This is a genomic window from Ruegeria sp. CH10, assembly GCF_056537125.1.
On sequence record NZ_JBQFQY010000003.1, the window covers coordinates 482,793 to 495,915 of the forward strand.

At 59.3% G+C, this 13,123-nt stretch carries 12 protein-coding genes, 1 other RNA gene and 1 riboswitch; of the genes, 6 read left to right on the forward strand and 7 right to left on the reverse strand.

Annotated features, from left to right (window positions below; translation table 11 throughout):
* Positions 1–401: 401 nt before the first annotated feature.
* From recR to ACRZ94_RS12635, 3 genes are all read right to left on the reverse strand, one after another.
* The gene (recR, locus tag ACRZ94_RS12625) at positions 402–995 is read right to left on the reverse strand and encodes a recombination mediator RecR (RefSeq protein WP_480797493.1); all 594 of its coding nucleotides are present in this window, start codon (positions 993–995) and stop codon (positions 402–404) included.
* Positions 996–1,056: 61 nt separating this feature from the next.
* Entirely contained in the window at positions 1,057–1,401 is a 345-nt protein-coding gene (locus ACRZ94_RS12630) for a YbaB/EbfC family nucleoid-associated protein (protein WP_170328851.1), read from the reverse strand.
* A gap of 186 nt (positions 1,402–1,587) precedes the next feature.
* Positions 1,588–3,333, reverse strand: a complete 1,746-nt coding sequence (locus tag ACRZ94_RS12635) for a DNA polymerase III subunit gamma/tau (RefSeq protein WP_480797494.1) — start codon at positions 3,331–3,333, stop codon at positions 1,588–1,590.
* A 136-nt stretch (positions 3,334–3,469) separates the two neighbouring features.
* On the opposite strand from ACRZ94_RS12635, the gene ACRZ94_RS12640 reads away from it, so the two are divergent.
* Positions 3,470–3,973, forward strand: coding sequence for a protein-tyrosine phosphatase family protein (locus ACRZ94_RS12640; RefSeq protein WP_480797495.1), 504 nt, complete (start codon positions 3,470–3,472; stop codon positions 3,971–3,973).
* Position 3,974: 1 nt separating this feature from the next.
* Here the strand turns inward: ACRZ94_RS12640 and ACRZ94_RS12645 are convergent, their stop codons facing one another.
* A complete protein-coding gene (locus ACRZ94_RS12645; protein ID WP_480653828.1) occupies positions 3,975–4,382 on the reverse strand; it encodes a hypothetical protein in 408 nt (135 codons plus the stop codon).
* Positions 4,383–4,462: 80 nt separating this feature from the next.
* Positions 4,463–4,684, reverse strand: a riboswitch (cobalamin riboswitch).
* Between the two features lie 140 nt (positions 4,685–4,824).
* Between ACRZ94_RS12645 and ACRZ94_RS12650 the strand changes: the two genes are divergently transcribed.
* Positions 4,825–5,682 carry an alpha/beta hydrolase family protein gene (locus tag ACRZ94_RS12650; RefSeq protein WP_480653830.1) on the forward strand — a complete coding sequence of 286 codons (858 nt, stop codon included), beginning with the start codon at positions 4,825–4,827 and terminating at the stop codon, positions 5,680–5,682.
* Positions 5,683–5,708: 26 nt separating this feature from the next.
* On the opposite strand, the gene ffs is transcribed toward ACRZ94_RS12650, so the two are convergent.
* Both ffs and ACRZ94_RS12660 read right to left on the reverse strand, forming a co-directional pair.
* Positions 5,709–5,807: signal recognition particle sRNA small type (gene ffs / locus ACRZ94_RS12655), an RNA gene on the reverse strand.
* 39 nt (positions 5,808–5,846) lie between these two features.
* Entirely contained in the window at positions 5,847–7,727 is a 1,881-nt protein-coding gene (locus ACRZ94_RS12660) for a bifunctional 2',3'-cyclic-nucleotide 2'-phosphodiesterase/3'-nucleotidase (RefSeq protein ID WP_480797496.1), read from the reverse strand.
* 175 nt (positions 7,728–7,902) lie between these two features.
* On the opposite strand from ACRZ94_RS12660, the gene nudC reads away from it, so the two are divergent.
* Both nudC and ACRZ94_RS12670 read left to right on the forward strand, forming a co-directional pair.
* On the forward strand, positions 7,903–8,883 hold the full coding sequence (gene nudC / locus ACRZ94_RS12665) for an NAD(+) diphosphatase (RefSeq protein WP_480797497.1): 981 nt from the start codon (positions 7,903–7,905) through the stop codon (positions 8,881–8,883).
* 41 nt (positions 8,884–8,924) lie between these two features.
* Positions 8,925–9,392: an SRPBCC family protein gene (locus ACRZ94_RS12670; RefSeq protein ID WP_480797498.1), complete on the forward strand. Its 468-nt coding sequence runs from the start codon at positions 8,925–8,927 to the stop codon at positions 9,390–9,392.
* 176 nt (positions 9,393–9,568) lie between these two features.
* Here the strand turns inward: ACRZ94_RS12670 and ACRZ94_RS12675 are convergent, their stop codons facing one another.
* The gene (locus tag ACRZ94_RS12675; protein ID WP_480653838.1) at positions 9,569–10,402 is read right to left on the reverse strand and encodes a prephenate dehydratase; all 834 of its coding nucleotides are present in this window, start codon (positions 10,400–10,402) and stop codon (positions 9,569–9,571) included.
* A 120-nt stretch (positions 10,403–10,522) separates the two neighbouring features.
* Here ACRZ94_RS12675 and ACRZ94_RS12680 point away from each other — a divergent pair, with 120 nt between their 5' ends.
* Together ACRZ94_RS12680 and ACRZ94_RS12685 are read left to right on the forward strand one after the other, a co-directional pair.
* Positions 10,523–11,032: a c-type cytochrome gene (locus ACRZ94_RS12680; RefSeq protein ID WP_480797512.1), complete on the forward strand. Its 510-nt coding sequence runs from the start codon at positions 10,523–10,525 to the stop codon at positions 11,030–11,032.
* A 175-nt stretch (positions 11,033–11,207) separates the two neighbouring features.
* Entirely contained in the window at positions 11,208–13,115 is a 1,908-nt protein-coding gene (locus ACRZ94_RS12685; protein WP_480653839.1) for an extracellular solute-binding protein, read from the forward strand.
* The last annotated feature ends 8 nt before the right edge of the window (positions 13,116–13,123 follow it).

Below are 13,123 nucleotides of genomic sequence, written 5' to 3' on the forward strand. Positions count from 1 at the left end.
GGAATTGTAATGTTTGCGGGCGAAGTGTCAGATGTATTGGGTCTGTACGCAATTGCTTTCTTGCATTTGAAATCTCGTAGGCCCGGTCGAGGCGAAACAGAAAAGCAATAGTTTATGGTTCTTATTGTGTCTGCAAAGGCGGTTACTACCCAGACGCCTCTTCCAGCATCGACCAGAGTGGTAGAGTTTCCAGAGCCAGGTAGTTTTATGCCACTAGATTCAACTCCATCCCCAATCGTGCAGGCGGTCAACAGAGCTAGCATGCTGAAAATTCTTAATATTGTCATCTTGGTTAAGACCTATAGAAAATCACTGGTTACCAGAATACACAATACTTTGGAATGGTGTTCCGAATTAAGGCCTCAGCATAGCAACAATAGGCGCACCACGCTTTTGTAGAACTACAACTCCTTCCGCGCCCGCAACGCCGCCGTGATCGTCCCGTCATCCAGATAATCCAGCTCTCCGCCGATCGGCACGCCTTGTGCCAGTGAGGTCAGGCGAACCTGTCCCTCCAGCTGATCCGCGATGTAGTGAGCGGTGGTCTGGCCGTCGACAGTGGCGTTCAGGGCGAGGATGACCTCGGTGATCCCTTCGGCCATGACCCGGTCCTTGAGGCGCGGGATGCGCAGCTCATCCGGGCCAACTCCGTCCAGCGCCGACAACGTGCCGCCCAGCACGTGATAGCGGCCTTTGAAGACGCCTGCGCGCTCCATCGCCCACAGGTCGGCCACGTCCTCGACCACGCACAGCTCTCCGGTTGCGCGGGCCTCGGCGTTGCAGATGTCGCAGATGTCGGTGGTGCCCACGTTGCCGCAGTTCAGGCATTCGCGGGCGGTGATGGCGACCTGCTGCATGGCGTCCGACAGAGGCGTCAGCAGCTGGGCGCGTTTGCGGATCAGGTGCAGCACCGCGCGGCGGGCCGAGCGGGGGCCGAGGCCGGGCAGTTTGGCCATCAGGTCGATCAGATTGTCGATGTCGCTGTTCGAGCTCACGGCCTGTCCTGTCTGGGGCCAGAGGGAGCCTCCGGCCGGGATAATTGGAAAGAGATGAAGGTCAGAACGGCAGCTTGATGTCCGCTGGCAGACCCATGCTTTCGGTCAGCTTGGCCATTTCCGCCTGAGAACGCTCGGCCGCCTTGGTCTGGGCGTCCTTGATAGCAGCCAGTATCAGGTCTTCCACCACTTCCTTGTCGTCGCCGTTAAAGATCGAGGGATCAATGTCCAGACCTTTGAGCTCGCCCTTGGCGGTGGCGGTGGCTTTGACCAGACCTGCACCGGATTCACCGACCACCATCAGGTTGTTCAGCTCTTCCTGCATTTCGGTCATCTTGGTTTGCAGGTCCTGTGCGGATTTCATCATCTTGGCCATGTCGCCCAGACCGCCTAGTCCTTTGAGCATCGTGTTTTCTCCTGTGGTTCGGTTTGCAGCCTAAATACGGGCGCTGTGCATGCGGCACAAGGGCTCCCGCCCGTCGTCAAGGTCTTTGGCAAGACCTTTCCTCCCCTTGGGCCAGTCAGGGGTATCGGCGTCAGCCGATGGCCCGTGGCGGGCGCGGGAGGGCTTGTTGGTTTTGGCAGGCCAATGTCAGTCTTCCTCGAACGGATCCCATTCGTCCTCGACCTCGGGCAGGGCTTCGGTTTCGACCTTGGCGGCGCGTTGTTCGGGGGTTTCTATGCTTTTGATCCGGGCCTTGGGGAAATGCATCAGGACAGCCTGAACCAAAGGGTGCTGCTCGGCCTCGGCCTTGACCGCCAGGTCGGCGGCATCGCGCAGCTCGGCGATGGTTGCGGCCTCTCCGTTGGCCACGATCGTGACCGCCCAGCGGTTTCCGGTCCAGCGTTGCAATGCCGTTCCCAACCGTGCGGCAAGGTCGGTGGGCGCAGAATCCGTCGGCGTGAACTCAATCCGACCTGGCTGGTATGAGACCAGCCGGACACCGTTTTCAACCTCGACCAGCAGCTTCACATCCCGGTTCGTGCGGATGAGTTCGACCACATGCTCAAAGCTGGGGTAGCGGGCCAGAGCCGTCTGCACATCCTGCGCCAGAGCAGCAGTTGGCGCGCCAGCACTGCCGCGCGCGGGCGGCACATAGCTCGTGGCTACCGAGGCGGCGTGTGTCGGGGCGGGTACCCCTCCGCCGGGCCCGCCGTTGGGCGGTGGGGGTGGAGCATCCTGCAGCCGTTTGATCAGCTCTTCCGGGCTGGGTAGGTCGGCCACATGGGTCAGGCGGATCACGGCCATTTCGGCGGCCATCATGGCGTTGGGGGCGGCCGAGACCTCCTCGAGCGCTTTCAGCAGCATCTGCCACATGCGGGTCAGAACGCGCATCGGCAGGGCCTCGGCCATTTGCTGCCCGCGAGCGCGTTCATCGGGGGAAACTGTCGGGTCTTCCGCCGCATCGGGTGTGATTTTGACGACCGAGACCCAGTGTGTGATCTCGGCCAGATCGCGCAGCACGGCCAGCGGGTCGGCCCCTTCGGCATATTGCGCGCCAAGTTCGGTCAGCGCGCCGGCGGCGTCCCCACGCAGGATCATGTCCATCAGGTCCAGCACACGCCCGCGGTCGGCCAGACCCAGCATGGCGCGCACCTGATCGGCACTGGTTTCTCCGGCGCCGTGGGAAATGGCCTGATCCAGCAGCGAGGTTGCATCCCGTGCCGATCCTTCGGCGGCGCGGGTGATCAGGGCCAGAGCATCCTCAGCGATTTGCGCGTTCTCGGCCGCTGCGATCTTGTTCAGCAGGCCGATCATGTCCTCGGGCTCGATCCGCCGCAGGTCAAAGCGCTGACAGCGGGACAATACCGTCACCGGCACTTTGCGAATCTCGGTGGTTGCAAAGATGAACTTCACATGTTCGGGCGGTTCCTCAAGCGTCTTGAGCAGCGCGTTGAAGGCGCTGGTCGACAGCATGTGGACCTCATCGATGATATAGATCTTGTAACGGGCGCTGGCGGCACGGTACCGCACACTGTCGATGATCTCGCGGATGTCGTTCACGCCGGTGCGGCTGGCGGCGTCCATCTCCATCACGTCGACATGGCGGCCTTCCATGATGGCGGTGCAGTGTTCGCACTGGCCGCAAGGCTCGGTCGTTGGGCCACCAGTACCATCGGGTCCGATGCAGTTCATGCCCTTGGCAATGATCCGGGCCGTCGTGGTTTTGCCGGTGCCGCGAATGCCGGTCATGATGAAGGCTTGCGCGATCCGATCCGCCTCGAACGCGTTTTTCAGGGTGCGCACCATGGCGTCCTGACCGACCAGATCGGCAAAGGTTTCCGGGCGGTATTTGCGGGCAAGAACCTGATAGGCGGGGCTGGGCGTGTCGGTCATGGGGGCTCTGTCGGATTCGGGTTCCGATGCAGCGTAGAGACCCCCGCCGCCCGCGTCCACCGCCGCAATGGGTGAAATTCGGTTTGCATCGCGCTTTGCGCATCGTAGAAGCGCATCTGAAAAAAGGGGCACGCATATGAGTCATTTTGCGATTCATGCAGTGAACGTGGGAAACGGGCTGCTTGCCCTGTCGCCTCTGCCGGGTCGGGCGGGGGGCTACGTATGGGATTTCTCGGTCCTGCGGGAATGGCAGCCGAAGCTGGTGATTTCGATGACCACTGGTGCGGAGATGCAGCAGGCAGGCGCCTCTCGCCTTGGGGATGATCTTCGCGATGCGGGTATCCAATGGGCGCATTTGCCGGTTGCCGATTTTGGCACGCCGCCCTCTGATATTCAGGCCGTCTGGCCCGATGTCAGCACCGCAGCGAAAGAGGTATTGGCCGGTGCGGGGCGGGTGCTGGTCCATTGTCGGGGCGGGTGCGGACGCTCGGGAATGGTCGTGCTACGCCTGATGGTCGAACTGGGCGAGTTGCCGGACGCGGCGCTGAAGCGCCTGCGCGCGGTTCGCCCTTGTGCGGTCGAAACCGAAGGTCAGATGGAATGGGCGGTGCAAGCCCATCGCGCCACCCCGGAAGGATAGATTAGAGAGCCACCCGCTGTTCCGGCCGGACCGCCGCCCCGGTTGCCAGTTTCGACACTTGCAGCATTGCGCAAGGAGGCGTCGGCAACATCTGAGCCGGGCGGGTGGTGAACTCTGGCCCGAACAGCATTTCTGCGTAGTCCTCCAGCGCGTCGATGGGGGCGTCAGCCTCGGCCCCGCCGAACATGAGGATTTGGTCTCTGTTCGCCCGATACCGAACAGCACATCCTTGCGGGCAATGGGCCAGCTCTGCGCTGCCTTCAAATTCGAAATCGTCGGATGTGGCCGGTATTGCGCTTTCCATGGCTTGCACGATGGCGCGGGCCATCTGCGCCAGGGCCGGGCAGGTCTTGCCGGTTTTCTGGCATAGGGTGGCTGAGAATTCGTGCGTCTTTGTCTTCCAGATCATACTGCGCCCTCCGCGCATTGAGCGGGGCAAAGATCAGGTGTGACAGCGAACTGACGACCTGCCCGGACACCCCGCCCGAGTTACAGTTGTGTTCGATGGCAGGTCTCCTGACTTGCGGGTCATCGCGTTGCCGACCTTCCCAGCCTTTCGGCCAGTGGTATTTTGGCATTGCTCACCGCTTACAGTTGCGGGGGCAGTCGCGGCCTTGGTTCATATCGGCATAGCCAATCAGAACCGCACCGTGTTCCCTTTTCATCCCGCCCCGAAGATCGGGGACGAGAACCATCGCGCAATCGCTAGCGGGTGCAGGTGACCCGAGTCAAGCGCGCAATTGACGCGACGAGGTGGACGCATGGTCATGTTGCGCCCCTGTTGACTTGGGTCGGGAAATCGGGCCGGTATAGAAAAGTGAACCGTCTGGTTCAGAATCGGGAGCCGCGCCATGCTGGACACCGCGCAGACTGTATCGACGCAGGACTTCGAATTCCCCTCGGGCACAGGCACGCTGTCTGCGCGTCTTTATGCGCCGGTGGCTGATCCTGAAGTTGCCGTTGTGATTCACGGTGCGACAGGTGTGCCGCGCGACTATTACCAGCACTTTGCCCGGTGGTTGGCGGCCGAACAGGGCATGGCTTGCATGACCTATGACTACAGCGATTTTGGCCATTCGCTGAAGGGGCCGTTAAAGGCATCCACGGTCACAATGGCGGATTGGGCTTTGATCGATATGCCTGCGGCGCGAACCGAGATGCGGAGACGGTTTCCCGAGGCTCAGCAGTGGAGCATCGGTCATTCCGTCGGTGGTATGTTGGGGCCTGTTCAGCCGGATATTGATCTGATCGACCGTATGATCTGTGTCTGCTCCGGGCCTGTGACAGTGTCTGACCATCCTTGGCCTTACCGGGCGCTGGCTTTGTTGTTCTGGTACGGTCATGCGCCGCTTGCAGTAAAAGCGCTCGGCTATCTGCCGGGCAAAGCCTTGGGCTTTGGCGCTGATTTGCCAGCCAGCGTCTATTGGCAATGGCGCCGTTGGTGCACCGCGCCCCGCAATTACCTGCCCGAGATCGGCCAAACCCTGCCCGACGCGGGGTGGGCGCAATCGAGAACCCCGGTGGATTTGTACACGTTTGACGACGATGATGTCGTGCCGCCGAACGCGGTGTGGCGGCTGGCCGATCTGTACGGACCGCACGCGCGCCGCCATCTCTTGTCACCGGGGGATTTCGGTCTGACCAAAGTGGGCCATATCGGCGCGTTCGCCCGACGCAGCGCAGCCGTCTGGCCAAAGCTGATCGCATAGCGCGTATTATTCTTCTTGTGGGGATGAAGTGAGAGGTTGGACATCGACCCAAGCGGGGCTCGTTGTGGCTGCTTCCTTCCGGACCTGACCAGGTTGGCGAGGCGCTCGCCCGCGCCAACCTCTCAGGGCTTGATATAAGTAAGGAACCGGTGGAACGCAACCCGTCACAGGGCCAATCGGATTTGTAAAAACCCCTCGGCGTCTTCGCCCAGCACCTGCGGACGATAAGCATCCAGTTCTGAGATATGTTGCGTCGCTTTCGAGCCGGTTCGGATCAGTGCGGTGGCGCCGCCGGGTATCGGAGCAAACCGAAACGGCCGGGATACATGGTGCAAAGGGTCCTGTGGCAGGTTGCCTGCGATATAGGCCTGTAAGACCTCCTGCACTGACAGGATCGGAAGGGGGATTCGTTCTGCCCGCTCCAAATGCGGGAAGTGACCACCGCCATTGGCTCTGTAATTGTTCAGAGCAACCACAAAACGCTGATCAGGGCGCAGCGGGTTGCCCTGAAACAGGATGTTCCGAACCCGGGAGGCCTGGGGATGGATGGTTTGCCCTGACGGATCAAACCGGGCGGGCTGCGTCAGGTCAATCTGGCAGCTGAGCCCATGAAGAATATCAAAGTTATGGCCCACGCGGCGGGGGTCTACCAAGTCGGTTTCCTGCCCGGGTATGATCTGATTGAACACACTGGCCGACATTTCCAACCAGTCGCCGAGCTGAGTGCCGTCAAGGATCAGCGCCTGTAGTTCGTTGGGAAAGACATACAGGTCCTTGACGTGGCGCAGGCAAATCTCGCCCGCCGGCACGTCGGTAAAGAACCGGGGCCCGGCCCGTCCACCGAATTTAGACGGGGCGATGGCCGAGATCAGCGGCAACTGCGCATAGGCCGTGCCCTGCAGATAAGGCCGTAGACCCGCGGCCTGTGCGGCTGCGGCCAGCGCTAGACCCCTGTCTTCGGAGCAGAAACTGAAATAGCTGTGCAAGTGTTGCTCGGTGTGTCCCACCGGCTGCGCGGCTTTGCGGCGGGTTTCGGTATGAGCCTTTTCGAACAGGCAAATCAGGTCAGGGTCTTCGGTTACGGATTCCTCCGTGGAAGGATCCAAAGGGCACACCGATCGAAGCTCAGACCGGTGGTTGGCGACCACCCAGCGCCCGTCTGCGGCTTGCTGAACACTCAGGTCGATCACCCCAAGGTAAGACCCGGCCGATCCCGGCATGACCACGGGCTTTCCATGAACACGTCCGCGCACAGCGTCGACATGCTGCCACCCCTCATAGGACGGCCCCGGCAGCGTCAGGTGGGCATGCCCGGCGATGATCGCGTCGATGCCGTCAATGCCAGCTAACGGGACAATAGCGTTTTCCAGATCGGGTTCGGGATCAGACGGTCCCAGCCCCGTATGCGCCAGCGCAAAGACAAGGTCGCAGCCTGCGACCCTCAGCTTGGTCACTTTTTTGCGGGCGCAGACAAGAATATCCTCAAGATCGACGCGGCCTTGCAGCTTGTGAGCCTCCCATTTGGCAGTTTGCGTCGGCAAGACCGAGAAGAGACCGATTTTAATTTCGCTCTGCTGCCCATCAACTTCGGTTTTGCGGGTTAGGATTGCGTGGCTTTGCCAGGTTTGACGCGCGTCCCGACGAAGCGCATTGCTGCACAAAACAGGGCAGGGGGCATCAGTCAGAATTTGGTCCAAAACATCAAGGCCAAAGCCGAAATCATGGTTTCCCAGACCAATCGCGTCAAAACCCAGCTGATGAACAGCCTGCATAAAGATATGCGGGCCGTTATCCGGATCTGCGGCCCACTCCCCGATCGGCGTGCCCTGCAGCGAATCTCCGTTATCAAGCAAAACGACCTGGGCGCCTCTGGCTTGGGCTTCCTCCCGGGCCGAGCGGATCAGGTTCGCGGTCCGGGCAAATCCAAAAGTTGGGTCCGGGGTGTCGGTGTAATAGTCAAAACCGCACAGGTTCATATGCAGATCAGACGTGCCTAAAATCCGTATGCTGATTTCAGGGCGGGGCGGATGGGGAGAGTAAGTCAAATTTCTACTATTAGAAGTTATATGTTAAGATTATTCGCTAAAAAGTATAGTTAATGCAACTTGTAAGCTTTGCCTGCGTTAATTTGACGACTTCGGGTTTCAGGGTACTGGCAATTGCCATTGCAACCTGTGCGCAGCCGTGGCAGCCCTGTGCTGACGACCCAAAGGAACATCTATGAAACACGCGGAACTTGTGACGTTTGGCGGCTCGGGCCTGGATCGGGCGGCTCATATCCGCGGAGATTCCGGGCAATTGGCGCAGATGCACAGCCATCCAAAGGCCAGCTGTCTGTTGCTGTGGAAGGGTAAGCCGTTGGTTCAGGGCGACGGGCTGGATAAACTGGCGCTGATCCCGATGACGCACGATCTGGTTGGTCGGGGGCCGGGCGGGCATATCGAAACGCCGGTTTTTCTGGGGATATCGGATGAGGCTCCGGTGTTTGCCATGGACATCTCCAAATGGTCGCCGCAGGGGCTGGACCTGTCTCAGGTCGGTGCCTTTGTCGATTCAACCGAGCAGCAGCACCCGGATTTGCCGCAGGGCCATGTGTTTGCCGAACTGCGCCGGATCATGACCCGCCTGTCCCCCCGTGATGCAGAGCTGGCAGCGACGGCCAAGGCCGTGATCGGGTGGCACGAAACCCACCGGTTCTGCGCCCGCTGTGGTGACGCCAGCGAGATCACGCAAGCCGGGTGGCAGCGGACTTGCCCGTCTTGCAGCGGGCATCATTTTCCGCGTACGGACCCGGTTGTGATCATGTTGATCACGCATGGGGATTCGGTTCTGATGGGCCGCTCTCCGGGCTGGCCCGAGGGGATGTATTCCCTGCTGGCCGGATTTGTTGAACCCGGCGAAACGCTTGAGGCCGCCGTGCGCCGCGAGGTGATGGAGGAGGCGGGCGTTCCTGTCGGTGCGGTCAGCTACCTGTCCAGCCAGCCCTGGCCGTTTCCGGCCTCGCTGATGTTCGGTTGTGCCGGAGAGGCCCTGTCGCGCGAGATCACCATTGACCCGGTTGAGATCGAAGATGCCATGTGGGTCAGCAAGCCCGAGATGATGCAGGCCTTTGCAGGTGAGCATCCCAAGCTGCTGCCCGCCCGCAAGGGGGCCATCGCGCATTTCCTGCTGCAAAACTGGCTTGCGGATACGCTGGACTGACAAAATAATACGCCCATAGCTAAAGAGACCCACGAAGAGACATGCAGTTTACAGCGCGCGAAGATATCGAAGCCCCGATCAATGCTGTATTCGAAATGGTCGCCGATTTTGAGCGGTTCGAACGTATGGCCATGCGCCGCGGGATCGAAGTACGTCGCCTGTCAGGCCACATGGGCGTGGTTCAGGGCACGCAATGGGAAACGCAATTCAGGATGCGGGGCAAACCCCGCCATGTGGCGATTGAGATGGTGGAATGCGATCCCCCGTCCTTGTTGCGTTTCGATGCGATCAGCAAAGGGATGAACGGGGTGACAATTGTAGAATTCCTGGCCCTGTCTCAACGCCGCACACGTCTGAGCATCGACATGTCTTTGGCTGCTCGTTCCCTGCCAGCCCGACTGTTGTTGCAATCCTTGCGGCTGGGTCAGTCGCGGTTTCGCCGCCGGTTCCAGCTGCGCCTGAACGAGTTTGCCCGCGAAATTGAAGAGCGGCACTTGCATGGAGGTTGACTGGGTGATCCGCCCGGTGAGTTCGGACGGAGCGGGGTGTTCCTGACATTCTGCGGGAAATTTAGCTGCCTGAAACGCCAAAGGTCTGTCACATTCCGCCGCCCTAGGCTTTGTGGATAAAAGATCGCACAAGGGCAAAGTGAACAAATCGTTCAAGATCGCGTGAAACGCCCGGTTTAGCCGCGCGGTTGTGCTGCCGGGTAGACGCCCAGTACTTCGACATTTGTGGTGAAGTGTTCCAGTTCATCCATGGCCAGCCGCACGTTGTGGTCATCCGGGTGGCCGACGATATCGGCGTAAAACTGTGTCGCGGTAAAGGACCCGTCGACCATATAGCTTTCCAGCTTGGTCATGTTGACGCCATTGGTCGCGAACCCGCCCATCGCCTTGTACAGCGCAGCAGGGATGTTGCGGACCTGAAAGACAAAGCTGGTGATCATTCCGTGCGGGCCGCGCCGGGTGTCATCAGCCTGCCGGGACATGACCAGAAAGCGTGTGGTATTGTTGTCCTGATCCTCGATATGCCGGGCCAGCAGGTTCAAACCGTAAATCTCACCCGCCAGTTCACTGGCGAGGGCTGCAGAATGCAAATCCCCCTGTTCGGCCACTTCGCGCGCGGCACGGGCATTGTCGGGGCTGACGCGGCCCCGAATATTGTGCTGTTTCAGAAACCCCGCACATTGCGGCAGCAGAACCAGATGCGAATGCGCTTCGGTGATGTCGCTCAGCGTTGCGCCCGGCACGGCAAGCAGATTGATATGCACACGGACGAACGCCTCATCGATAATGTGCAACCCGCTATGGGGCAGCAGACGATGGATATCGGCGACCCGGCCATAGGTGGTGTTTTCCACCGGCAACATCGCCAGTTCAGCCTCGCCCGACCGGACCGATTCGATCACATCTTCGAACGTCCGGCAGGGCAGGGCCTCCATATCCGGGCGGGCGTTTCGGCAGGCTTCGTGGCTGTAGGCGCCAAGTTCCCCCTGAAATGCAATACGTTTGGTCATTTTGTGGTTTCCGTGCGTCAAGTTACAAAGTCGGGCGTTTAGTCGCGGTGTCTATACCTTGCCTCTCGTCAGGGGAAGCCTTAGACCTCTGCACAGACAGCTGAAATGGACAAGCGATCAATGTTCGACACGATGACAGTTACCAAGGCCGCAGCCGGCCTGTTTGGCACCTTTCTGGTGTTGCTTATTGCCAAGTGGGCCGCCGAGGGTCTGTATCATGCGGATGGGCATGGTGAAACGGCCTCTTATATTATCGAGACCGAAAGCGCGGGCGAAAGCGCCGATGGTGAAGAAGTTGTGTTCGAAGACCTGCTTGCCGCTGCCGATCCGGAAAAAGGCGCGCGGGTGTTCCGCAAATGCACCGCATGCCACAAGCTGGAGGACGGCGCGAACGGCACTGGCCCGTATCTTTATGCGATTGTGGATCGCCCCGTCGCATCGGCCAAGGGTTTCACCGGCTACTCGGCCTCGATGCAGGCGCATGGCGGCAACTGGACACCCGAAGCTCTGGACGCCTTCCTGACCCGTCCCAGCGCTTATATCTCGGGCACGTCAATGAGCTTTGCGGGCCTGAAAAAACCGCAAGAGCGGGCCGATCTGATTGCGTATCTGCAGACCATCGGCAACTGATCCTGCGATCAATTGGAAGAAATTTCGAAACCGCTGCCCTGTGCAGCGGTTTTAATTTTTGTGTCAGCACATCTTCACAAAGCGTTCACGCATTCTAAACTTGCACCTGACAGTGCTGGTCATTTAGCTGGCGCGCATAAGATTATTGAGACAGGCGAAGCAGGGGATGAGCAATATGAGATCCAACAGAGTTGTCGTGCAGGCGCGTGTCGTGGATTTCGCAGGTCGGTTACATGCTTTGTTGATCGGGTTCTGTGTGATCGCTCTGATTGCGGCCACCCCTTTGTTTGCTGAAGACAAGATCATCAAAAGCCATGGGTTCTCGGAATTCGGTGACCTGAAATATCCCGAAGGCTTTGCACATTTCGACTATGTGAACCCGAACGCGCCACGTGGCGGAGAGTTGTCTTATGCCGCACAAGGCACCTTTGACAGCTTCAACCCGTTCACTCGGCAGGGACGGGCTGGCGCCCGATCTGCAGACCAATACGAATCGTTGTTGGTCCCATCTTATGATGAGCCTGCCTCATATTATGGTCTCTTGGCCGAAAGCCTAGAGTATCCGGAAAGTCAGGATTGGGTCATCTTCAATATGCGGCCCGAGGCTCGGTTTTCCGACGGAACACCGGTGACTGCCGAGGATGTCGTCTTTTCTCATAACCTGCTGCTGGACCAGGGCCTGAAGTCCTACGCAGATGCGGTTCGCAAGCGTATTCCGCGTGCCGAAGCGTTGGATGAGCACCGGGTCAAATTCTACTTTGCGCCAGACATCCCGCGCCGGGCTTTGATCTCGCAGGTTGGCGGTACGCCGGTGTTTTCGAAAGCCTGGTTCGAGGCCGATCCGGAAAACAGGCGTTTGGACAAATCCCGGTTGGTTCCCGGGATCGGGTCGGCCCCGTATTTGCTGGACAGCTACGACATCAACCGACGTATCGTTTACAAGCGCAACCCTGACTATTGGGGTGATGACATCAATGTAAATGTGGGTCGCAACAACTACGATACCATTCGCATCGAGTATTTCAGCGACTCCATAGCGGCAATGGAAGGGTTCAAGGCAGGCACTTTCACGCTGCGGCAGGAAAACAATTCGAAAAGCTGGGCCACAGCCTACGATTTTCCGGCGATTACGAATGGTTCGGTGGTGCGGGCTGAGCTAGAAGACGGCAGCGTCCCGGCTGCGACCGGGTTCATCATGAACCTCGACCGTCCCAAGTTTCAGGACCCGCGCGTGCGTGAAGCCGTTCAGCTTGCCTATAACTTTGAATGGACCAACGAAAGTTTGCAATATGGCCTGTTCCAGCAGCGCGACTCGTTTTGGGAAGGCACACATCTGGAAGCAAAGGGCGTTCCAGAGGGACGCGAGCTGGAGGTTCTTCAAAGCTTGGGTGACGCTGTAGACCCAGCGGTTCTGACGGACGAACCGGTCATGGCCCATGAATCCCGTCCTGCGCGGCAGAATGACCGACGTAACCTGCGCGCCGCTATGGCGCTTTTGGACGAGGCGGGCTGGATTGTCGGCACGGACGGCATCCGGCGCAACGCAAACGGAGAGGTTCTTTCCATCGAGTTTCTGTCGGATCAGCCGACCTTGGACCGGATCATTCAACCCTTTGTCGACAATCTGCGCGCCATGGGCATTGATGCGATCTATAACCGTGTGGACAACGCGCAGTTTACATTGCGCCGCCGGGATCGGGACTTTGATATGATCAATGGTGGGTATCAGAAGTCTCTTCAGCCTTCGACCGGCCTTTACCAGCAATACGGGACCGAGGCGGCGTCCTATTCTGTTTTCAACCCGTCCGGCGCGCATGGTCCTGATATCGAACCGTTGATCGACAACATCGTAGCAGCAACGGAAAGCGAAGAGCTTTTCGCAAACGTGCGCGCGTTGGATCGTGTTCTGCGGGCCAAACGGATCATGGTGCCCACTTGGTACCTGGGTAAGCACTGGGTCGCCTATTGGGACATGTATGAACATCCCGAAAACCTGCCACCGTACGCGTTGGGTGTGGAAGATCTGTGGTGGATCAATGCAGAGAAAGAAGCCAAATTGAAATCTTCAGGCGCGTTGAGGTAATCCACCCC